Consider the following 23,142-nt stretch of genomic DNA (forward strand, 5'->3'; position numbering starts at 1 on the left):
CCAGATTTAGAGCGCTCATGTTGTCAGTCCCTAAGGCTTGATAAAAAATAAACCTGCTAAATAAAAAGTTACTATTAACCGCTACATCTTTAGTTCTAGCTGATTTGAACTTACCTCTGTTGCATACCGACAGTGAAAAGTGCAGCCATTCCCAAAAGATTGCTAGATATTTTTATTTCATTGTCTTGTCAACTCCGCAAATACTTGTCTAATTAATAATCTAAATGCATTTACTAGTAATTAAATTAATTTCCGATGAGAATTACCTTAAAATTCATCATTCACTCCTAACTTTTGTTAAATTGGGGGTTGATCCTCAGTTATTTTAGATTCATTTACTAGAAGATTAAGAACCACTTCATTAGCAACACTATCAGGTTTACGGGCACGAATTGTTGGACGCGTAGGCGTAGCCCGTTGTGATTTATTTATACCTTATTGGACTTGACAAACATCCACTAATGTATGGGGTTGAGTGAGACTTCTTGAATGCTGTCAAAATCTGGCAATGAGTCTTTCACTGCTTCTTCAGTTTCTTGGATGCGTGGTTTACCGCCGTAGGCATCGCACCTTTTGGCAAACTGACAATAATCACAGATTTTGCTACCCTCCACCACTTGAGGAAACTGCTGGTTATTTTGGTAAGATTCCAACGAATTAGTTAACTGGCTTAATAGTTGATTAAGTTTCTTTGCTGTTTGTGTGTGTTGAGCAGTGTTGTAATTAAATTTAATATTTTGCGGTTTACCCTCAGATTGGACAAACCAGTAAGTCATAGAAATCTTTTCTGGCAAATAGTCGCTAGTCTCTGCCAATACATACATATAAAGCCGTGTTTGCCAGTTGGATTCTAACTTGCGTTTATTGGGTGGTTTCGGATAAGTTTTCCAGTCGATAATTTGTGCTTGTTGGTTATCTGCAATCAATAAATCATAGATAACCGTTAGCAAATAGTCCTGAACTTGCAAGGTGCGGTAGTGTTCACTTTCACGGAAAGTTTGATTATCAGATGCAGCCATTAAGATTTCTGGGGCTGCATCGGCAAAACCGAGCATCCAGCTTTGCAGTTGAGCATCTGCTTGCAGGAAACTATCAATTGGTAAACCCATTTCTCGCTGCTGCATTAGCAAGTGAAAGCGACTACCCAAAGTTAGCCGTTCTTCTTGTTCTGGATTTGAGGGCGAATTGAGTTTTTCTAAGTAAGTATGTTGAAATTTACGCGGACAAGTTTCTAGTAAGTTGAGTTGTCCTTGAGACAGTCGCAGTAGTTGAGTCGGAGTTGACAGCATTCTTCTATTTTAGCTATGGCGGTTCTCCAATGGAAGCAATACACGGTGGGGACAGCAATGCTTATTGGTGTCAACTTAACGTATAAGTTAGGTTTAGTAAGGGTTCTAAACTTGCCCTCATCCCCTAACCCCCTTCCCGACTTTTCACGTTATGTGGAAAAGCGCACGAAAAACCTAACCCCCTAACCCCCTTCCCGACGCGGGAAGGGGGAAAATTCAAAGTCTCTCTCCTTTTAGGAGAGAGAAATAGAAGTGAGGTTTTCCAGATACCGTGAAAAGTCAGATTGCTGTGCCCCTGCGATTAACTGCAAGACTCAAGAATCATAGCGATCGCAAATAGACAGATTAAGAAAATTGCGATCCTCTCAACCCATAACCGTAGAGTTTCGGATAAAAGCATCCCAACGATCGCATTAGCCCCAAAAGTGTGAAACACAACAAGGGCTACTGCAAGACCGAGCAGCACCAGCAGAAAATATTTTAGTCCTTGACAAAACCACTTAAACAGCAGACTATCGTTGTCTTTAAGACTGGGTTTCATAGTTTTTTTCCTGTTTTGAAAGTTGAATCTAGGCAGCAGATCGCGCTCCCCCGACCACACTAAGGAAACAGCTAATGCCCACAGCTTTACTCACACCAAGTCAAGGTACACAACAGTCCTACTCCTGAATGGAGTGGGAATGTCAACGAGGGTGGTCTTGATATTTGCAGATCGTGAAAAATTAAGCTCTTTGATGAATTCCCAGGGCAATCTGGATATCAAAATTAGGCGCTCAATGCCCGTAATCGCAGAGAATACACACTACGTGCATTGAACCCTCGAAATTCCTACAGGCAATTTGTCTACTTGCCTTTTTCAGAATTTACACTTCCAGCCTTTGCCTTGATCTCTTACTCACTAAGTTTCTTTTATTCACCCGTAACCTTACTAAGTCACCGTGGTTTTAGCTGTTATACTCACTATAAAGTAACTAAGTTACTGAGGTCAAGGGAAACTCTCAAGAAAATTATTGAAATAGCATAAAATACTACAAACCTGCTCGAAGTCGCCATAATGAATGCTCACCTTTGGCCGGTATTGATGACTATAGCGGTTCTTGTTTACTTTGACCCCTCTCCAAACCTCTCCCCGTTGGCGTCAGCCTGTCGTCAGACAAGGGTCGAGAGGCTTTGAATCTTACTCCCCAACGCTAGTAGGGAAGGGGCTGGGGGTTAGGTCTCCCCACTCCCTGCAACACCACAAAAAAGTCTGATAACTGAACCTTAAGTACTTGGCTAAAAAGACTCTATTTGATATGGTTGGTTAACATATCAGATTGATATAGCAAAATGCTGAAGCTGGCAGTATTAGGTCTCTTACAGCGAGAGCCATTAAATGGTTATCGGCTCAAGCAGCAACTAGAGATGTTTATGAGTTGCAGTATTTGTGTCAACTATGGCGGGATTTATCCGCTTCTCAAACGTATGGAAGAACAAGAGCAACTGATGCTATGTGGGGAAGAGGTACAAGAAGGTGGCCAGTGTGGAAAGGTATATCAAATTACACCCCTTGGCAAAAAAACTTGGTATCAAGAGATGTTGGCATATCCTCATGAAAGTTGGGTGAATGCGCGATCGCGGTTCTTAATCAAATTTTTTTTCTTTGGTTATTTATTACCTGAAGAACGAGTGCAGTTAATTGAACATCGATTGATGTCATGTCGGTTACGCCTGGTAGAGAAAAAAGCACTTGAAATTACTGATGATTTATATCGAGCGAAATTGCAAAAGCGTGCAATTGAAGTGATCCAATCGGAGATTGAGTGGCTAGTTGAGCAACTCCAAACAGAACAACTCCAATTAGCTCAAACGCCATTAACATCCAAAACTTTTGAAGTATCCTAACTAACTATGTGGATCGTCAAAATTGCTTTACGTCTTCCCTATACATTCGCGATCGCAGCTTTGATGATTGTGATCCTGGGTGTAGTCACAATATTTAGTACACCAGTTGACATTTTTCCCGCAATTAACATTCCGGTTGTCAGCATAGTTTGGACTTACACAGGTACTACATCTGAGGAAATGGCGCAGCGAATCGTCACCATTAGCGAACGCGCCATGACAACAACCGTTGGTGACATCGAACACATTGAATCTCAATCTTTGAGTGGTGTTAGTGTCGTGAAGGTTTTTTTCCAACCCAACGCTAATATCGCCTCAGCTGTCGCTCAAATTACCTCTGTTAGCCAAACAATTCTCCGCCCTTTGCCACCGGGAATTACACCGCCATTCATCATTCAATACAACGCTTCTTCGGTGCCGATTATCCAGATGAGTGTTAGTAGCAAAACCTTGCCAGAACAAGCGCTCTTTGACTATGCTACCAACTTCGTCCGTACCCAATTAGCAACAGTGCAAGGAGCGAGTGTACCTCTGCCCTATGGTGGTAAACCTCGGCAAATTATGGTTGATATCGATCCCCAAGCGATGTTGGCTAATGGGGTTTCTGCTCAAGATGTGACTAATGCTGTCAGTGCCCAAAATTTGGTATTGCCGGCAGGTGATATGAAGATCGGCGATCGCGATTTCGCTGTCCAAATAAATAATAGTCCAGATGTGGTGTCAGCCCTCAACGACTTACCCATTAAACAAGTTAATGGTACGATCATTTCTATTCGTGATGTCGCACAGGTAAGAGATGGCTTTGGTGTGCAATCAAATATTGTACGGCAGAATGGCAGACGATCGAGCTTACTTAGTATTCTTAAGAGTGGCAATGCCTCAACAATTGATGTGATTGAGCGAGTCAAAAAAACTTTGCCTCGCATCCAATCCACCTTGCCCCCAGAACTGAATTTAGCGTTTTTATTTGATCAATCTATATTTGTGAAAGCTTCTATTCAAGGCGTTCTCAAAGAAGGATTGATTGCAGCCTGTCTTACCGCGTTGATGATTTTGATTTTCCTGGGAAGTTGGCGCAGCACTGTAATTGTAGCCGTATCAATTCCCCTGTCAATGCTGGTTTCGATTATTGTCATGAGTCGTTTGGGAGAAACTTTCAACATCATGACATTAGGTGGTTTATCCTTAGCTGTTGGGATTCTCGTAGATGATGCCACAGTAGAAATTGAAAATATCCACCGAAATCTCGGACAAGGTAAAGCAATCAAGCGAGCAATCTTAGATGGCGCTCAACAAATCGCCACTCCAGCACTTGTAGCCACATTATGTATTTGTATTGTCTTTGTGCCGGTCGTGTTTCTCAGTGGAGTGGCAAAGTATCTATTTGTCCCCCTAGCGATGGCGGTAGTCTTTGGGATGCTTGCTTCTTATGTGCTATCTCGGACTGTAGTACCGACGATGGCAAGTTATCTTTTACCACACGAAGTGGACTGGCATAGAGAAAGCGAGAATCATAATGGTAGCGACAACCATCATCTAGATCCGCCAGTTCAAAACAATAATGGTAACAACAGCCATCATTTAGATTCGCCAGTTCAAAACAACAATGGTAGCGACAACCATCACCAAACAGAAGAGACAACAACCAAAACTGCCAAACCTGTAAAGAAAGATTGGATATGGCAGCTACACGAAAAGTTCAACCGACAATTTGAGAAATTTCGCAGTTGGTACTACAACGTCCTGAACTCAGCATTAAATCACCGCCGGATAGTCTTTGTGCTATTTGGTGCATTTATCGTCAGTGCCGGAGTTTTGTTACCCTTCGTTGGTCAAGACTTTTTCCCGGAAGTCGATGGTGGTCAATTTAGCCTCCATGTTCGAGCCTTACCTGGTACTCGTTTAGAAGAGACAGAAAGAATTATCAGCGAAGTTGAAGACGTTATCCGCCAGACTGTACCAAAAGATAATCTCGCTCTGATTCTGGATAACATCGGCTTACCCACCAGTGGCATTAACCTTACTTATGGCTACAACGGTGCCACAATTGGGTCGGCTGATGCTGATATTCTTGTATCCCTAAAAGAATCTGGTGCAACTTTTTCTTACGTCAAGGAACTCCGCCAGAAATTGAAAGCGACATTTCCCAGCTATACCTTCTTCTTTGAGCCGGCTGATATTGTGACTCAAATTCTCAATTTTGGCTTACCTGCTGCTGTTGACGTGCAAATATCTGGCCCTCTAAAAAACTCAAAAGCCAACTTTGAAATTGCCCAAAAAATCGCCGACCGGATGACGCGCATTCCTGGGGCTGTAGATGTACATCTCCAGCAAGTTGTCGATGCGCCCAAATTACGTCTTGATGTCGATCGCACCGAGGCTCAACAATTGGGTATGACTCAGCGTGATGTTGCCAATAGCGTCCTCACTTCCTTAAGTTCAAGCGGTCAAGCTGCAATCAACCAATGGCTCGATCCCAAAAAAGGCGTGAGTTACACCCTGGCTGTACAAGTTCCCCAGTATAAACTTGACTCTATTGACAGCCTGAAAAGTACACCAGTTGGCAACGGTCAAACTGCACCGCAACTTTTAGGTAATTTGGCTAGTGTTAGACGCGACACAGTGATGCAAGTTGTCAATCACTACAACATTCAGCCAGTTTTCGATATCTACGCTAACTCCTCTGGTCGTGACCTTGGGGGAGTTGCTAGCGATGTCAATCGAATCATTGCTGATTATCAGAAAAAATTGCCAAAGGGAAGTCAGATAAATATTCGCGGGCAAGTGCAAACTATGAACTCTTCCTTTCTGGGACTTGGTTTAGGACTTATATTTGCAATTGTGTTGGTTTACTGCTTAATGGTGGTGAACTTCCAATCTTGGCTCGATCCCCTGATTATTATGATGGCACTACCAAGCGCCTTAGCTGGGATCATTTGGATGCTGTTTGTTACCCGCACTACTCTTAGTGTCCCTTCGTTAATGGGTGCAATTATGAGTATCGGTGTAGCGACATCAAACAGTATTTTAATGATCACTTTTGCTAATGAGCAACGTGTAGAAGGTAAAAGTGCCTATGGTGCAGCGTTAGCGGCGGGCTATACAAGGTTGCGTCCGGTGTTGATGACTGCCTTAGCCATGCTGATTGGGATGGTGCCAATGTCTCTGGGACTGGGTGAAGGTGGTGAGCAGAATGCACCTTTGGGTCGGGCTGTAATTGGTGGCTTGTCAGCTGCAACAGTCGCTACTCTGATCTTTGTACCTGTCGTATACAGCATTATGCGCCGTCAAGCACCTCGTCCGATTGATGAGGATGATGACGATTTAAATTTCTCAGATCCAGTGACAGCCTACTCGTTGTCATCATCTCAAGGCAAATCATAGGAGTGAAAATAACGTAGGCACAATTCCTGAATTGTGCCTACCAAGGGTTCTGGATAATGAACCTCTCCCTCCCAGCCTCCCTCTCCGAAATGGAGAAGGGCTGGGGAAGAGGTCAAATAAGACTTGTCGAACTCAAGTTAAAGTATGCGATTCGGACAGATTACATACAAAGAACAAAATTGTCAAAACCAATGATGGTAATGACTCTAGCTGCTAAATTTCTGCAAACTAGATAATATGGAACGGTTTACCTATGGATTCTCAGCATCCTCCATCTTCTGATTCTGAACAACAAGCAACTTCTAGAAAACAAAAGCGCGGTATCGGTGGAATTGGTTGGGCTGTAATTGGTGTTGTTTTCTTTGGTAGCCTACTAGCCATAGGTATTCTGCCCCGGTTAAACCAGAGGTCAGAATTACAAGCAGCAGTCAAGGAAGCAAGCACCATCCCCTCAATCAACGTGTTCACTCCCACTCGCGCTACTGCTAGTACCAAATTGGAACTACCTGGCAGTGTTGTAGCCCTTAATCAAACGACCATCTACGCTCGCAGTACTGGGTATTTGCGGCGGTGGTACGCGGATATTGGCGATCGCGTCCGAGCCGGTCAGTTGTTGGCAGAGATTGACTCACCAGACACCGATCAGCAAGTTCTGCAAGCAAATGCAGAGTTAGTGCAAGCACAAGCCAATGTGTCTCAAAGTCGCGCCAATTTAGCTAAAGGTATTTCTGATTTGAAGCAAGCCCGCGCTAATCTATTGATCGCACGTCAAAGCTGGGATCGCTGGCAATTCCTTGTCAAGGAAGGTGCAGTCGCTCAACAAGATACAGATACAAAATATGCCACATATCAGGCTAATATTGCCAACGTTGAGGCAGCACAAAACACTGTTAGTTCTAACTCTGCCAGCGTCAAAGCCGCAGAAGCTAACGTCTACGCAAGTCAAGCAAACTTCCAGCGTAATACCGTATTACAATCTTATAAGAAAGTCACTGCTCCCTTTGCCGGAGTAATTACCGCACGTAACGTCAATACAGGTGTTTTAATTTCAGCAGGTAATAGTAGCACCAGTACTACTAGTAGCATCAGTACCAGCAACAGCAATACTAGCAATACCAGCCTTTATACTATTGCTGCTTATGACAATCTAAAGGTGAATGTGAGTGTTCCACAGAGTTTGTCACAGTCGCTTCAGACTGGACAAACAGCACAAATTACAGTCAGAGAGTTACCCCAACGAGTGTTTACGGGTAAAGTAGTGCGTACTAGCAACGCTATAGATCCAACCACTCGCACTTTGCTGACACAATTACAAGTGCAAAATTCTGACGCGACGCTGCGACCTGGGATGTATGCTAATGTCAAATTTGCCATTAATCGCAACGATCCACCCTTTGTTATACCAGATAGTGCCTTAGTCGTTAATGGTGGAGGTACGCAAGTAGCAATTGTAACTAAAGACCAAAAAGTGCATTATCAAAAAGTTGCCGTGGGGCGAGATTATGGTACTGAAGTAGAAATTACATCAGGTTTGACAGGGAAAGAATCGCTCATTGCCACTCCTACGGTTGATGAGATAGAAGGTTTACGCGTGAAGCCAGTTGTTACACAAACAAATTAGGTAGGGGCAATTCATGAATTGCCCCTAAGAAAAGAACCCCACCCCCAACCCCTCCCCGCCTGCGGGGAGGGGAGCAAAATCGCAGCTTTGGCGGGGTGGGGTTATTCGGGTTTAATCAAGCGGACATGATATAAGTCCTGATATTGAGGGGATAACCTATTAACAGTAATGTTATCTCACACAGTGAGATAATATTGGTGTGTAGTGAGTCTGGGTCTGAGTATGGTTCCTGAAAACGTTCTTTTGGCTTTAGCCGAAAAACGGTGCTTGTCTAGCAGCGAGATCGAGGTGTTGTTATATGCTGTTCAGGGACAACCGCCAAATGCGATCGCTAAAGAATTGGCAATCAGCGCCGAAGCAGTACGCAAAAGATTAAGCGAGGTTTACAAAAAATTTGATGTTAGTGGTAGCGGACCAGGTAAGCTCACTAAGTTACAGCAAATTATTGAGTCTGAGTATCTAGCATCTTCACAGAAGATTACCCAAAACCACCAAGATTGGGGACAAGCGCCTGGAATCTGCGTTTTTTATGGACGCATAGCACAATTGTCTCAGCTCACGCAATGGCTCATCCAGGATAAATGCCAACTGGTGGCAATATTGGGAATGGGAGGAATTGGCAAGACTGCTTTATCTGTGAAACTGGCAAAGGAAGTTCAGGGGAATTTTGAGTATTTGATTTGGCGAAGTCTCCGCAATGCGCCACCTGTGACAGAGATGTTGGCAAACCTGATTGGATTTTTATCTGATGGCAGGGAAACAGATTTGCCAGAAACCGTAGATGCGAGAGTCACGCTGCTGATTAATTATTTGCGATCGCGTCGTTGTCTTTTGGTATTGGACAATGTAGAGACAATTTTACAATCAGGCGATCGCGCCGGACACTATAAACCAGAATATGAAGATTATGGTCAACTACTGAGACGGGTAGGGGAAGAAACACATCAAAGCTGCTTGGTGCTGACATCTCGGGAAAAACCCAAAGAATTTGCTCCTTTAGAAGGAGAAGCATCACCAGTTAGAACATTATCCTTAGTCGGCTTAGGAGAAACCGAAGGGCAAGAAATTCTCCAAGATAAGGGGTTATTTGGATTACAACAGGAATGGGGCAAGCTAATTGAGAAGTATTCCGGCAATCCTTTGGCATTAAAGCTAGTCTCTGAGCCAATTCGAGAGTTGTTTGCTGGTGATATCGCTGCCTTTCTTGCTGAAGGTGAGATTATTTTTGGCGACACTCGGAATTTACTAGATCAGCAATTTGAGCGGTTGTCAGAGATCGAAAAAGAAATAATTTACTGGCTAGCAATCAAGCGCGAGTTGGTTTCTCTGGATGAATTGCTAGATGATATTGTGCGTCCATTACCCAAAAGGGAAGTACTGGAGGCGCTAGAATCTTTACGGAGGCGATCGCTAATTGAACAAAGAACAGCACTTTTCACCCTCCAATCTGTGGTAATGGAGTATATGATCGACCGATTAATTGAAGAGGTTTGTCACGAAATTACCACAGGTGAAATTAGACTATTTATCAGCCATGCTTTAATGGAAGCTACCGCAAAAGATTATATTAGAAACACTCAAATCACTCTGATTATTCAACCAATTATAGATAGGTTATCAAATACTTTTAGATATTCTCAAAATCTCGAAAATCATCTATCGCAAATTTTATTGCAATTGCAACAGGTTCCACAATCAGTAGGATACGCGGGTGGAAATCTGCTAAATATCCTTTGTCAACTCCAAACTGATTTAAGCGGCTACGACTTTTCTCATCTAACTATTTGGCAAGCATATTTACAAAGCGTGAATTTGCATCAAGTGAATTTTGCCAATGCTGATTTAGCTAAATCCGTTTTTGCAGAAACATTAGTTAGTATTTCGTCAGTAGCATTTAGCCCCAATGGAAAACTTTTGGCGACGGGTGACGCTGATGGCAAGACTTACCTGTGGCAAGTTGACGATGGAAAGCTACTTTTTACCTGTACTGGACATAGCAGTTGGGTAAAATCAGTTGCCTTCAGTCCCGATGGTCAAACTTTAGCTAGTGGCAGTGATGACCAAACAGTAAAGTTATGGGATATCCGAAATGGTAATTGTCTGACAACTTTGCACGGACATAGTAATTGGGTAAGGTCAGTTGCCTTCAGTCCCGATGGTCAAACTTTGGCTAGTGGTAGTGAAGACCAAACAGTAAAATTATGGGATGTCCACACCGGAAAATGCCTCAAAACTTTCCAGGGGAATACTAATCGAGTCAGGTCAGTTGCCTTTAGTCCCGATGGTCAAACTTTAGCTAGTGGCAGTGAAAAACAAACAATTAAATTATGGGATATCCGCAGTGGTGAGTGCTTGACAACCTTGGAGGGACATAGTAATTGGGTAAGATCAGTTGCTTTTAGTCCTGATGGTCAAATTTTAGCTAGTGGCAGTGACGACAAAACGGTGAAGTTATGGGATGTCCATAATGGAAAGTGCCTGAAAACCTTACAGGGACATAGTAATAGAGTCTGGTCAGTTGCCTTTAGTCCCGATGGTGAAATTTTAGCTAGCGGTGGTGACGACCCAACAGTGAAGTTATGGGATGTCCGTAAAAGTGAGTGTTTGAAAAACTTACATGGGCATAGCAATCGGGTAATGTCAGTTGCTTTTAGTCCCGATGGTCAGACTTTGGCTAGTGGTAGTGAAAACCAAACGGTGAAGTTATGGGATGTCCATAATGGTGAGTGCTTAACAACCTTGCAGGGGCATACCAATCGGGTAAGGTCAGTTGCTTTCAGTCCCGATGGTCAGATTTTGGCTAGTGGCAGTGAAAAGCAAACAGTGAAATTATGGGATGTCCGTAACGATCAGATCCTCAAAATTTTGGATGGGCATAATAGTTGGGTACGGTCAATTGCCTTCAGTCCTAATGGTCAAATTTTAGCTAGCGGCAGTGAAAAGCAAACAATTAAATTATGGGATGTTCAAACAGGACAATGCCTGCAAAGGTTGCAGGAACATACTAATAGAATTAGGTCAGTTGCCTTCAGTCCTGATGGTCAAATTTTAGCTAGCGGCAGTGACGACCAAACGGTGAAATTATGGGATGTCTACACGGGAAAATGCCTCAAAACTTTGCAAGGGCATACCAGTTGGGTAAGATCAGTTGCCTTTAGTCCCGATGGTCAAACTTTAGCTAGTGGCAGTGAAAACCAAAAAATCAGGTTATGGGATATCTCTACGGGAGAATGTATCAAAATTTTGCAGGGACATAGCAATCGCGTCAGGTCAATTACTTTCAGCCCAGATGGTCAGACTTTGGCTAGTGGTAGTGATGACCAAACGGTAAAATTATGGGATGTTCATAATGGCAAATGCTTGACAAATTTTCCAGAACATAGTAATAGAGTCTGGTCAGTTGCCTTTAGTCCCGATGGTGAAATTTTAGCTAGTGCTAGTGAAGACCAAACCGTAAAATTATGGGATGTCCATAATGGCAAGTGTGTTAAAACTTTGCAGGGGGCTAATTGGGTAAAGTCAGTTGCCTTTAGTCCCGATGGTCAAACCCTGATTTGTGGTAGCCAAGATGAGACAATTAAGCTTTGGGATGTCATGACGGGTGATTGCCTAAAAACATTGCGATCGCTAAAACCCTACGAAAAAATGAATATCACCGGGGTTACAGGGTTAACCGCAGCGCAGTTAGTAACGCTGAAAGCTTTAGGTGCAGTGGAAAATAGAGAGCAAAAATAAAAGGTAAAAGAATGAATTTTGCCTTTTTGCTTCATTCCCTTACCTTTTTTATGTACCTGATGCTTATTTAATGTTAGCCCTTGCATCCTTAACTGCGGCAAAGAAAAATAATCCGGTGAGTGGAATGCTCAATACCAGGATAATTGCCGTGGCTGCGACACCAAAATCTGGGTGTCCATAACCGAGTTCAAAAATCGAACCGACGGCGGCGATCGCACTTACACAAGAACCACCCAAAAATAAACTGCTTTTTGGAGTTAAATACACTAGCTGCCCCCCTATACTATTGGTTTCACCGCTTGATACGAGAAGCCATTCTTAGATAGCTCCTGGGCTAAAGTCAAGGAGTTTTCCACACGATCTACAAATACCACGCCATTCAGGTGATCCATCTCGTGCTGAATGCAGCGTCCGAGGAGGTCATTAGCCTTTAATGTCCGGGGACGACCGTATTCGTCTTTATAGGCAATTTCCACCACTTCGGGGCGCTTCACGTTCAGGAATACGTTAGGAATGCTCAAGCATCCTTCTTCGGCAACACAGAGTTCGCGGCTGACTTGTTTAATGGTGGGGTTAATCAACACCAAGGGCGGATTAGCTGCGTTTTCTGGTTCCAAGTCGATGACAATTAGTTGTTTGTGAATTCCCACTTGGGGCGCAGCCAAACCAATGCCATCCTTGCTGTACATAGTTTGCAGCATTTCGCGCACTATTTGGCGGAGTTCGTCATCTACTTTAGAAATTCGCTTTGCAGCTTGACGCAACACGCGATCGCCTAAATAATGAAGTTCCAAAGGTGGGTTTTTTAACTTTTTTTTCTCTACAGCAATTTCAGAGGGCATGAGTCTCGATGGCTAAATGGTGAAAATTCCTACTATCTTAATTCTACCAAGCTCGTTAATCGAGTTATGAGTTATGAATTATGAGTTATGAATTTTTTACTGGGGTGATGTGTGTTTAAATCTCTCACAAAACTTGACTACTTACTCAAAGAAACTTTCCTCGGTTTACTGCGGGGAGGTTGGATGAATTGGGCAGCTATAAGTACTGTGACGGTGTTACTGTTTTTATTCGGCTTGAGTCTGCAAACCTCTTGGCAAGTGGAAAAACTTCTGTACCAGTTTGGTAGCCAGCTAGAAGTATCAGTATATCTGGAACCGGATACACAGATCGAAAGTATTGAGCCATTGATTGCAAAAATGCCAGAGGTGGCGGGGATAAAAACCATTACCAAACAGGAAGCTTGGACGAAGTTAGTGAAGGAAATGAGAATTTCTGATATTGAGGGTGCTACCCAGCAACTAGGTGACAATCCTCTAGTTGATGAGATGAAGGTGAAAGCGCTCAATTCTCAAGTTGTACCAACTTTAGCAACACAGTTGGCTAAGTTACGAGGAGTTGAGACGGTGCAGTATGTGGATGAAGCAGTCAAACGCATTGCCCAGTTGCACCAAGGTTTGAACTGGATAACTTTAACAATTACGATTATTCTAACTTTAACAGCGATCGCAGTCACTACCACCACAATTCGGCTGATTGTCATGGCGCGAAGGCAAGAAATTGAAATTATGCAACTAGTGGGAGCGACTTCTGCTTGGATTTACCTGCCGTTTATTTTACAAGGAATTGCCTTTGGTTTAGTTGGTGGTGCGATCGCTTGGAGTTTTATTTCTCTGATTCAACAGTTTCTCGGTAAGTTGCTAGTCAATCAACCTGAGTTTATCCAAGTCATCACCAACAGAGTGCAACTCACTTCAGCAGAAATTTTATTATTGCCCCTAATTCTCTTGAGCTTCGGTGCCACGGTAGGATTAATGGGAAGCTTATTTGCTGTCCGACGTTTTGCTAAAGGATAGGCATTCGTCAAATGACCAATGACCAATACTTCGGCTTACCTCGGCTTCGCTCGGCACAAGTCGCTCAGTACAAATGACAAATGACAAATGACAAAATCGCAATGGGAATGTTTTTTGCAGAACCTCGGTGTTTGGGAAGGTTCATTTACCAATTTTTCTCCCCAAGGTACATTTCTGAAAGATACTCCTAGCCGTCTTTCTCTAGAACATTTGAACCATAATCAGACAGTGCGCCTAACTCTGAACCGTTTGGGACAAGATGTAATCAGAGAATTTAGTTCTGTGGGTGGGGGTCTGCTGTTTTTTGAAAACGGCTCATTTTCGGAAGGTCTAATTCAGCTTGGGCCTTTTTCTGAATTTGGGGCAGAACTTGCTTTAGTTCATGAAAATCGGCGTTTGCGTCTGGTGCAACTGTTTGATAAAACCGGTCAGCTAAAGGAATTAATTTTAATTCGAGAACACCTTGCTGGAACGCCAGTAGCAGAACGTCCAACTTTGCAGATAAATGATTTGTTGGGAGAATGGCAAGGGCAAGCAGTGACGATATATCCAGATTGGCGATCGCCTGATACTTACTCTACAACCTTAAAGTTAGAACTTGATGATACTGGGCGATTAATTCAAGGTCTCTCTTTTGGCGATGTCTCGCGACAAGCCGCTTCTCTGCGAGAGGCTTCCCCAACGCGTCTACGCACAATTACCTCAACTGCGACCATCAAAGATTCCATCATCCTCTTTGACCAAGATCCAGAAAAGCAGATACAAGTATTAATGTTACCAGATGGCGCTTCTGCAACTTCTCCCCTCAAAGTGCAATTACGTCAACCCTTATTTCTAGAAGTGGGTTGGTTAATCCAGCCAAACCTGCGCCAACGGATGATTCGCAGTTACAACGAGAAAGGCGAATGGGTTAGTCTGACATTAGTTACTGAAGAAAGGGTGTAATGATCAAACTTTATTTATGCGTATTCAAATAGCTGTAGTTGCGATCGCACTAATCTTAGTGAATGGTGAAAATCCAGAGGCTCTTGCAGAATCGCAATCTTATACTGACAGTGGTGCTAGTAGTATTGTGACACCAAAACCGACATTACAGATAGAGGGTGGGTATGCCAAATATGGTGATTATATCGGATCAACTCCAGTAGATGCTCAATCTATCGAGTTTTCCCAGAGAATTGTCAAAAATATCGAGATTCGTTTTATTAATAACAAAGATGAATTGCTCGATGACAAAGGTCAGCCGATTAAAGGGCGGACTCAAAAAGATTTTATCATTAGTCTGTTGAAACTCAAACCTGGTCAGGTATTCCGTGAAGATTTACTGAAAGCAGACTTGCAAAGATTGAGGAGATTAGAGTCATTTAATCAAGTCAATGTTTATCGACAAGAAGATACTGCCAGCGTTAATATCATCTATGAAATCAAAGAGCGTAGCTTCCCTTCTCTAATCTTAGGAGGCGGTGATAACGACGACGTTGGGCTATACGGTCGGGTGGGTTATAAAGATGCAAATATTAGTGGCCTTAACGATAAATTAGATACAACTGTGCAGATTAGCGGTAAAGATGTCCAGTTTAATGGTCAGTTTACTAGCCGTTATCGTCCTGAAGAACCAAACCGCTTAGGCTACACCATTAGAGCTTTTCGTAATCGAAATATATCAGGAACCTTCAACGAAGATATCAGATTATCTAACGGTGACAGAGTACGCGAGGGAAGATTTGGCGCTTCTGTGGGAGTTTTGCGATCCTTTGATGAGTGGGATACATCTGTGAGTCTGAACTATACCAGGATTAGCCTACGCGATGGAGAATATAACGTTGCACAGGTCGATAGATTAGGGAGTCCTTTATCTTTGAGCGGTACTGGCATTGATGACTTATTCACAGTATCATTTGCTGTATCTAGAGATCAACGCGATCGCCGAGAAAATCCCACTCAAGGATCAATCCTCACCCTCAGCACAGAGCAAGCGATTCCCATTGGACTGGGTAATATTTCCAGCAACCGCCTACGGGGAAACTATATTCAGTATTTACCAGTTAGTTGGATCGGTAATGGTAAACTAACTGAGAATCCAGAAATGTTGGCGATTAATTTCCAAATTGGCACGATTATTGGAGACTTTCCACCAGCAGATGCCTTTAATATTGGCGGACTAGATTCTGTCAGGGGTTACGATTATGGTAAAGTTGCCAGTGGTCGGAGTTATGGTTTAGCTTCAGTAGAATATCGTTTCCCAATTGTACAGTCAATCGGAGGAGTTCTTTTTACAGACTTCGCCTCAGATTTCGGATCTAGCGAAAGCGTGCTAGGAGAACCAGGAGTACTGCGAAACAAACCTGGAAGTGGCTTTGGTTACGGTTTAGGATTGCGAGTCAAGTCATCCTTTGGGCTAATTCGAGGCGACTTAGGAATTAGCGACCAAGGGGAAGTTAGATTTGAAGTTACCACAGGTCAGCGATTTTAATCCCAACTGTAATGTTACTAACCCTGTGGGAAGGCAAAATGCATCTGGGTTTGCGGGGAAGGGTAGGTGTACAAATTCCCCAGCCCGAAAAAAGTGCTTCTATCCCAACACCAGCAAGCATTTCACCCCACTAATAGACCAATTATCATCCGCGCAACCTCTGAAATGCTTATCAAAACAAGGTTTTAGCCTTGAAATTTTTCTGGCACTCTTCCCAAAGGAATTCTCTAATGCTATGATCACTCTAGACTCGCGCAACCGCACCTTGAAAACTAAATATAGTAAGGCTTTCAGGCTCCCGCCATTGCAATTCATCAAAATCCCTATTAGGGATTGAAACGTAGCTATAAGGAAATCTGGATTCCTGCTAGTGCAATTATTGCAATTCATCAAAATCCCTATTAGGGATTGAAACGTAAATAAAGTCAACTGTAATGTTGCTATAAAACGATTGCAATTCATCAAAATCCCTATTAGGGATTGAAACTTTCTGTGAGTTGGTATCTTCCTGGTTGCTCCAATTGCAATTCATCAAAATCCCTATTAGGGATTGAAACTTATCTCGACAATTCAGGATATCAACAATATCCCAAATTGCAATTCATCAAAATCCCTATTAGGGATTGAAACGCCGGGATACCCTGGCTATTGCTGTAATGATTGCAAATTGCAATTCATCAAAATCCCTATTAGGGATTGAAACGAAGAACACATGCAATTGCTAATGAGATGACTAGAATTGCAATTCATCAAAATCCCTATTAGGGATTGAAACAAAAAGGGAAGCTTGCCTTTTTACCTAAAACCCTATTCATTGCAATTCATCAAAATCCCTATTAGGGATTGAAACGTGGCGAGAGATTCAAAAGGCTGTTGAGAAAAAAGAATAGCTGTTATGTATACATCTTGCACAATCAGGGCGGGCAAGATGCCCACCCCACAACCATGTTGAAAAAATATTAGTGCAAATTAAAGGCGCAACAGCTTACTAATTTCTTCTCTACTAAATTGATAAGTATTACTCCGCAAAACCCAAACTAATTCGCAAATAACTATATTAGCAACAAAACATTGCTCTCCACCTTCGATAATTTCAGCAGCTTGCTCATACTGCTTATAGCGGTTCCCATTCAGATGAGGTACAACATTATATCGCAAGGTGTAGGGGCACGGCAGTGCCGTGCCCCTACGGGTGTACCTTACTAGGTCAGGAAATGCTATATCATCATCTTTTGTCAAGTACCGTACTAAAATATTTGTATCAAGTCCAATCACTTGAGCCTTCTTTAATTGCAGCTTCCATTTGTTCTAAAGTTGCGCTTTTCATTCCCGGACGGTGTAAAATCCCTGATAAACTTTGGATAGAGATATTTAAGGGAATTAATTTAACTATTCCATTTTCAACAATGACAAAATCAACCTTACTATCTGTATCAAGGTTAAGATAATCCCTAATTTATTTAGGAATAGTTACTTGTCCTTTAGTGGTGATGGTCGCACTAGCCATTATCCAGGTTCCTTACATAAGTTACTTACCTGATTATTAAGTCTACTGCGCCTAACGCACCGCCATAGGTAAATCGGCACAATCAAACCTTTAAAATATGATAGCCTCACCCCAACAAAACTACGTCACCGTTGAAGAATTCCTCCAAATGGAGGAACAGAGCAATATCAAGCATGAATACATCGACGGCTATATTTACGCAATGGCTGGAGCGCTAGATCCACACGTTACCATTGCTGGAAATCTGTTTGCTCTCCTCCGTAATCATATACGCGGTTCTGGTTGCCGTGTTTACATTGCTGACATGAAAGCCAGAATCGAATCCCTAAATCGCTTTTATTATCCCGATGTGATGATTACTTGCGATCAACAAGATCGAGAAACGCCAGGTTATAAAAGATTTCCCTGTTTAATTGTTGAAGTTTTATCTAATTCTACCGAAGCCTTTGACCGGGGCGATAAATTTGCCGATTATCAAACACTGGAAACTTTGCAAGAGTATGTTTTAATTAATACAAAACGTCAGCGAGTCGAGTGTTTCCGACGCAATGAGGAAGGGTTGTGGGTTTTACAAACTTATACATCAGAACATCAATCATTTCGACTCAACAGCGTAGATTTTGAGGAAACAATGGCAGCACTCTACGAAGATGTAGTTTTTGAACAATTATGATGGGGCATTTGGCGCGATATTTAGTAAACTATATAACTGATAAGCCTTCAAGGTTTCCTAACTCGGCGGAAGTGTTGATGAAACCAGGCACAATTGATTAAATAAAAAGTTATGGCGCTCATAGTTCAGAAATTCGGTGGTACATCTGTCGGTTCAGTGGAACGTATTCAAGCTGTTGCACAGCGTGTTTATAAAACGGTTAAAGCTGGAAACTCTATCGTTGTAGTGGTTTCGGCAATGGGCAAAACCACCGATGGACTCGTCAAACTAGCTAATGAAATTTCTCCAAATCCTAACCGCCGGGAAATGGATATGCTGCTTTCCACTGGCGAACAAGTAACCATTGCCTTACTGAGTATGGCTTTGCAAGAACTCGGACAAGCCGCAATTTCCATGACTGGCGCTCAGGTAGGAATTGTTACTGAAGCTGAACACAGCCGTGCTCGGATTTTGCATATTGAAACTACTCGCCTAAGTCGCCACATAAATGAAGGCAAAGTAGTTGTAGTAGCAGGGTTCCAAGGTACATCCAGCGCCGGAGAGATGGAAATTACCACTTTGGGGCGTGGTGGTTCTGACACGTCAGCAGTGGCGATCGCCGCCGCGTTAAGAGCGAATTTTTGTGAAATTTATACAGATGTTCCAGGGATTCTCACTACAGATCCCCGCTTAGTTCCCGAAGCTCAGTTGATGGATGCCATCACCTGCAATGAAATGTTGGAATTAGCTAGCTTGGGTGCAAAAGTATTGCATCCCCGGGCTGTGGAAATTGCCCGTAACTACGGTGTTCCCCTAGTAGTTAGGTCTAGTTGGACGGATCAACCAGGTACTTGGGTGACATCAGCCAAACCCCAAGGGCGATCGCTAATCAATCTAGAAATTGCTCGTCCAGTGGATGCTGTAGAATTTGACACTAACCAAGCAAAGGTTGCTTTGTTGCGCGTACCAGACAAACCAGGGGTAGCAGCCAGGTTATTTGGCGAAATTTCTCGGCAAAAAGTAGACGTAGATTTGATTATTCAATCAGTTCATGAAGGTAACAGTAATGACATTGCCTTTACAGTAGCAACACCAATATTAAGACGTGCAGAAGCAGTAGCAGCAGCGATCGCCCCAGCACTGAGGAGTCAACCTAACCCCAAATTTGACGAAGCCGAGGTAATGATAGAACATAACATTGCCAAAGTCAGCATTGCCGGCGCAGGAATGATTGGCCGTCCCGGTGTAGCTGCGAAAATGTTCGCCACCTTAGCCGAAGCTGGCGTGAATATTCAAATGATTTCCACCAGCGAAGTCAAAGTAAGTTGTGTAGTCGATGCCACCCAATGCGATCGCGCCGTCAACGCACTTCGCACCGCCTTTGAGATCGAAGCAGGAAACGGGGGAGAACTCCTAACTCCTAACTCCTCACTCCTCACTCCTCACTCCTCCCCCACTTCTCCCGTTCGTGGTGTCGCCCTCGATTTGAATCAAGCGCGTCTTGCCATTCGCCAATTACCAGATCGTCCAGGGATGGCGGCGAAGTTGTTTGGATTATTAGCGCAGCATAATATTAGCGTTGACATGATTATTCAATCTCAGCGCTGTCGGGTAATTGATGGTGTTCCTCGGCGAGATATTGCCTTTACCGTCTCGCGGATGGATGGGGAAAATGCCAAAAAGATGCTTACCCAAGTAGCGGCAGAATTAGGATGGGGTGAAGTTGTTTTAGATCGTGCGATCGCTAAGGTGAGTATTGTCGGTGCAGGTATGGTAGGACAACCAGGTGTTGCCGCTAAAATGTTTGAAGCTTTAGCCCAAGAACAAATTAATATTCAAATGATTGCCACCTCAGAAATAAAAATTAGTTGTGTCGTGGCACAAGAGCAAGGTGTTAAAGCTTTGCAAGCCATTCATGCAGCCTTTGAATTGGCTGGTAGTGAGAAATTTGTTGTTCCAGCGTAAAACCTGACTATAACTCCCTCTTTGCTGTAAATACAGGAACTATTTTCTTCTTGCATTGTTAATGCATCGGCTTGTCTGACTTTTCACGGTATCTGGAAAACCTCTCTCTAAATCTCTCTCCTAAAAGGAGAGAGACTTTGAATTTTCCCCCTTCCCTTGTAGGGAAGGGGGTTAGGGGGTTAGGTTTTTCACGGCTTTTCCACATAACGTGAAAAGTCAGATCGGCTTGCAATGGCGTGAGTTTGATAGATTTGGTTTGACACTCTTTAAACCAATACAGTTCAGTTAAGGGACTGACAAATAAAAAAACATCCCAAATTTTTTGTGGGATGGGTGTCCCCACCCGTCCCAGATTTAGAGCGCTCATGTTGCCCACTCCACAAAATGGATAATTTATTTCTTGTCAGTCCCTAAGCAATTTTTTCCTCCTCCTTCTTCTCTCTCCGTGTCGCGGGTGGGCGTCTCGCCCGCCCATATACAAGGGCGCTCATGTTGCCCACCCCACAAGATTGGGTAATTTATTTGTTGGAAGTCCCTAACCCAAGCGTATTGCTCTTTAAACCTCTACCCGTTAGCCGTTAAGCGAGGATAAGCTTAAGGAATTTTCAAGAAATAAATTATCTCATTTTAAATTTTTTACTTAAGCTATAATCAAACAATTTATAAAACTAGATTGATATTGATGAATAGTAATTTATTAGATGGGCATTATCGAATACTAAAAGTTCTCAGTGATGGGGAAAAGGGTAAAACCTATCTAGTTGAAGATGTTAATCTTCCTGACAAGCAATTTATAGTAAAGCTGTTATGTCCTCCTAGTAGCAATCCTCAAACTTTAACAATCTTACACCGATTGTTTGCCAGAAAGACAGCAACATTAAAACAACTAGGACAAAAACACGATAAAATTCAAAAGCTAATTGCTTATTTTGAAGAAAATGAAGAATTCTATATAGTCCAAGAATTCATCTCCGGTAATCATTTAACTGACGAAATTATCCAGGCAAAACCTCTGAGTGAAGACCAAGTAATTACTCTTTTGTCAGAGATATTAGAAATTTTGGTGATTGTACATAGCTATGGCGTGATTCATCGGGATATTCAACCAGCAAATATTATTCGGCGGGAGTTAGATAATAAGTTAGTTTTAGTTAATTTTGGTACTGTTAATGAAGCTATCAATAATACCGTTGATAATCTCGAATATATGCCTATAGAGCAAGTTAACGGCAACCTCAAATATAACAGTGATATATATGCTTTAGGTATAGTTGCGATCGCAGCCTTGAGAGGTTTACCAACAAAGGAAATATCTAATTTGCGAACTCAGAAAAATAACCTGACAGGTGAAATAATTTGGCGCGATAAAAATCTAAAGTTTAACAGTAAATTAGTCAAAATTATTAATAAAATGGTGCGTTTTGACTATCGTCAGCGCTATCAGTATGCAACTGAAGTTTTAGATGATCTAAAAAAGTTAAACAATGTTGAAGCCCATCAGCAAAAACAGCATGATAAAAAATTATTACTAGTTCTAATGGGTGTAGCTGGATGTATCATACTTGGTGTTGGAGCATGGTTTTTGCACTCGCCAAAACCTGTAAACAATGCTGAAAAAAAATTATATCAAGATGGACTAAATAAATATGATGCCGGAAACTATGAAGGAGCAATTGAAGATTTCAATCAGGCTATTGAATTAGATCCGCGAAACGCTTTGGCTTATAATAGGCGAGGTGATGCTTATTATCGATTAGGAGACTACGAGCAAGCACAAGCAGATTCTAGCCAAGCGATTTTGCTCAATCCTCAAGATGCTAATGCCTATTATGACCGAGGATTTGCTTTTTCGGAATTAGGCAAGTACAAAGAAGCGATCGCAGACTATAACCAAGCAATTAAGTTAAATTCTGCGGATGTCTACGCTTACTATGGCCGCGCGTTAGCCCGTGCTGAACTGAAGGATAATAAAGGAGCAATTGAAGATTTTAACAAAGCGATCGCTCTCAAACCGCAGTATACCGAAGCCTACTTGCAGCGAGGGATTCTCCGCCGTCGCCTCAGACAAAGACTTGAAGCAATCCAAGATTTTGATAGAATAATTAAGATTAATCCTACTGATGCTAAAGCTTATTATCAAAGGGGTTTAACTCAATTTGTTAATAATCAAAAATATGCAGCACTTAAAGATTACACAGACGCAATTAATATTAACCCCAAATATATAGAAGCCTATCTTAATCGTGGGGATGTTTACAGCGATCTAGGAGATAAAATCGAGGCTAATCAAGATTACAATACTATTTTACAGATTGATCCTAAATTTATTGCAGCTTATATTCACAGAGCTATTTACCGCTTTTCTTTCGGAGATTATAAAGGCGCTATTGAAGATTATACCGCAGCCCTAAAGCTAGATCCTAATAATGTAGTAGCTTACAACAACCGTGGTAACGCCTATCTCGAACTGGGAAATAAAAAAGCTGCAAATCAGGATTATTCACGAGCGATCGCAATTAATGGCAACAATGCCTTAGCCTACTATAACCGGGGTGTGATTCGCACCAAGCAGAAAAATAAATCAGGTGCGATCGCAGATTTCCAAAAAGCTGCCAAACTATTCCAACAACAAGGAGAGCAAGATAGTTATCAAGATGCACAGAGGGAAATTGCAATTCTCCAAAATAATTCAGCACCGGCGAAAAATACTCGCCCTAAATCTGGGAAAATAGAAAAGAATTGAAATTTTGAATTATTAAGTGTTATCTGTAGTTAA

Annotated in this window: 18 protein-coding genes and 1 CRISPR repeat array; of the genes, 11 read left to right on the forward strand and 7 right to left on the reverse strand. The window is 42.4% G+C overall.

Annotated features, from left to right (window positions below; all coding sequences use genetic code 11):
* Nucleotides 1-458: 458 nt before the first annotated feature.
* A complete protein-coding gene (locus V7K50_RS28260) occupies nucleotides 459-1,289 on the reverse strand; it encodes a PD-(D/E)XK nuclease family protein (RefSeq protein ID WP_334965961.1) in 831 nt (276 codons plus the stop codon).
* A 301-nt stretch (nucleotides 1,290-1,590) separates the two neighbouring features.
* Nucleotides 1,591-1,830: a hypothetical protein gene (locus tag V7K50_RS28265; protein WP_334965964.1), complete on the reverse strand. Its 240-nt coding sequence runs from the start codon at nucleotides 1,828-1,830 to the stop codon at nucleotides 1,591-1,593.
* A gap of 788 nt (nucleotides 1,831-2,618) precedes the next feature.
* Between V7K50_RS28265 and V7K50_RS28270 the strand changes: the two genes are divergently transcribed.
* The 4 genes from V7K50_RS28270 to V7K50_RS28285 all read left to right on the forward strand — a co-directional run bounded on the left by V7K50_RS28270 (nucleotide 2,619) and on the right by V7K50_RS28285 (nucleotide 11,913).
* Nucleotides 2,619-3,173, forward strand: a complete 555-nt coding sequence (locus V7K50_RS28270; RefSeq protein ID WP_334965966.1) for a PadR family transcriptional regulator — start codon at nucleotides 2,619-2,621, stop codon at nucleotides 3,171-3,173.
* A 6-nt stretch (nucleotides 3,174-3,179) separates the two neighbouring features.
* A complete protein-coding gene (locus V7K50_RS28275; RefSeq protein ID WP_334965968.1) occupies nucleotides 3,180-6,557 on the forward strand; it encodes an efflux RND transporter permease subunit in 3,378 nt (1,125 codons plus the stop codon).
* A 253-nt stretch (nucleotides 6,558-6,810) separates the two neighbouring features.
* Entirely contained in the window at nucleotides 6,811-8,178 is a 1,368-nt protein-coding gene (locus tag V7K50_RS28280; protein WP_334965970.1) for an efflux RND transporter periplasmic adaptor subunit, read from the forward strand.
* Nucleotides 8,179-8,400: 222 nt separating this feature from the next.
* Nucleotides 8,401-11,913, forward strand: a complete 3,513-nt coding sequence (locus V7K50_RS28285) for an NB-ARC domain-containing protein (RefSeq protein ID WP_334965972.1) — start codon at nucleotides 8,401-8,403, stop codon at nucleotides 11,911-11,913.
* A 63-nt stretch (nucleotides 11,914-11,976) separates the two neighbouring features.
* Here the strand turns inward: V7K50_RS28285 and V7K50_RS28290 are convergent, their stop codons facing one another.
* Entirely contained in the window at nucleotides 11,977-12,180 is a 204-nt protein-coding gene (locus V7K50_RS28290) for a hypothetical protein (RefSeq protein ID WP_334695633.1), read from the reverse strand.
* A gap of 11 nt (nucleotides 12,181-12,191) precedes the next feature.
* Complete coding sequence (def, locus tag V7K50_RS28295; protein WP_334965974.1) at nucleotides 12,192-12,755, reverse strand: peptide deformylase; 564 nt, start codon at nucleotides 12,753-12,755, stop codon at nucleotides 12,192-12,194.
* A gap of 111 nt (nucleotides 12,756-12,866) precedes the next feature.
* On the opposite strand from def, the gene V7K50_RS28300 reads away from it, so the two are divergent.
* From V7K50_RS28300 to V7K50_RS28315, 4 genes are all read left to right on the forward strand, one after another.
* Nucleotides 12,867-13,769 carry a cell division protein FtsX gene (locus tag V7K50_RS28300; RefSeq protein ID WP_334965976.1) on the forward strand — a complete coding sequence of 301 codons (903 nt, stop codon included), beginning with the start codon at nucleotides 12,867-12,869 and terminating at the stop codon, nucleotides 13,767-13,769.
* A gap of 87 nt (nucleotides 13,770-13,856) precedes the next feature.
* The gene (locus tag V7K50_RS28305) at nucleotides 13,857-14,714 is read left to right on the forward strand and encodes a DUF3598 family protein (RefSeq protein WP_334965978.1); all 858 of its coding nucleotides are present in this window, start codon (nucleotides 13,857-13,859) and stop codon (nucleotides 14,712-14,714) included.
* A 16-nt stretch (nucleotides 14,715-14,730) separates the two neighbouring features.
* Nucleotides 14,731-16,242 carry a BamA/TamA family outer membrane protein gene (locus tag V7K50_RS28310; RefSeq protein WP_334965980.1) on the forward strand — a complete coding sequence of 504 codons (1,512 nt, stop codon included), beginning with the start codon at nucleotides 14,731-14,733 and terminating at the stop codon, nucleotides 16,240-16,242.
* Nucleotides 16,243-16,253: 11 nt separating this feature from the next.
* Nucleotides 16,254-16,376 (forward strand): hypothetical protein, encoded by a 123-nt coding sequence (locus V7K50_RS28315; protein WP_334965983.1) that lies wholly within the window; start codon nucleotides 16,254-16,256, stop codon nucleotides 16,374-16,376.
* 169 nt (nucleotides 16,377-16,545) lie between these two features.
* A CRISPR array of direct repeats spans nucleotides 16,546-17,092; the repeat unit is 37 nt; unit sequence ATTGCAATTCATCAAAATCCCTATTAGGGATTGAAAC.
* Between the two features lie 119 nt (nucleotides 17,093-17,211).
* Here V7K50_RS28315 and V7K50_RS28320 read toward each other — a convergent pair.
* Nucleotides 17,212-17,517 carry a hypothetical protein gene (locus V7K50_RS28320; RefSeq protein ID WP_334965985.1) on the reverse strand — a complete coding sequence of 102 codons (306 nt, stop codon included), beginning with the start codon at nucleotides 17,515-17,517 and terminating at the stop codon, nucleotides 17,212-17,214.
* Nucleotides 17,504-17,698 carry an AbrB family transcriptional regulator gene (locus V7K50_RS28325; RefSeq protein ID WP_334966167.1) on the reverse strand — a complete coding sequence of 65 codons (195 nt, stop codon included), beginning with the start codon at nucleotides 17,696-17,698 and terminating at the stop codon, nucleotides 17,504-17,506. Before V7K50_RS28325 ends, V7K50_RS28320 begins: the two co-directional genes overlap by 14 nt.
* 148 nt (nucleotides 17,699-17,846) lie before the next feature.
* On the opposite strand from V7K50_RS28325, the gene V7K50_RS28330 reads away from it, so the two are divergent.
* A complete protein-coding gene (locus V7K50_RS28330; RefSeq protein ID WP_334965987.1) occupies nucleotides 17,847-18,422 on the forward strand; it encodes a Uma2 family endonuclease in 576 nt (191 codons plus the stop codon).
* 111 nt (nucleotides 18,423-18,533) lie between these two features.
* Entirely contained in the window at nucleotides 18,534-20,366 is a 1,833-nt protein-coding gene (locus V7K50_RS28335) for an aspartate kinase (protein WP_334965989.1), read from the forward strand.
* A gap of 58 nt (nucleotides 20,367-20,424) precedes the next feature.
* Here the strand turns inward: V7K50_RS28335 and V7K50_RS28340 are convergent, their stop codons facing one another.
* Nucleotides 20,425-20,733: a hypothetical protein gene (locus V7K50_RS28340; protein ID WP_334965991.1), complete on the reverse strand. Its 309-nt coding sequence runs from the start codon at nucleotides 20,731-20,733 to the stop codon at nucleotides 20,425-20,427.
* Between the two features lie 315 nt (nucleotides 20,734-21,048).
* Between V7K50_RS28340 and V7K50_RS28345 the strand changes: the two genes are divergently transcribed.
* Entirely contained in the window at nucleotides 21,049-23,109 is a 2,061-nt protein-coding gene (locus V7K50_RS28345) for a tetratricopeptide repeat protein (RefSeq protein ID WP_334965993.1), read from the forward strand.
* Nucleotides 23,110-23,142: the final 33 nt, after the last annotated feature.

Source organism: Nostoc sp. (assembly GCF_036917135.1).
GTDB lineage: Bacteria > Cyanobacteriota > Cyanobacteriia > Cyanobacteriales > Nostocaceae > Nostoc.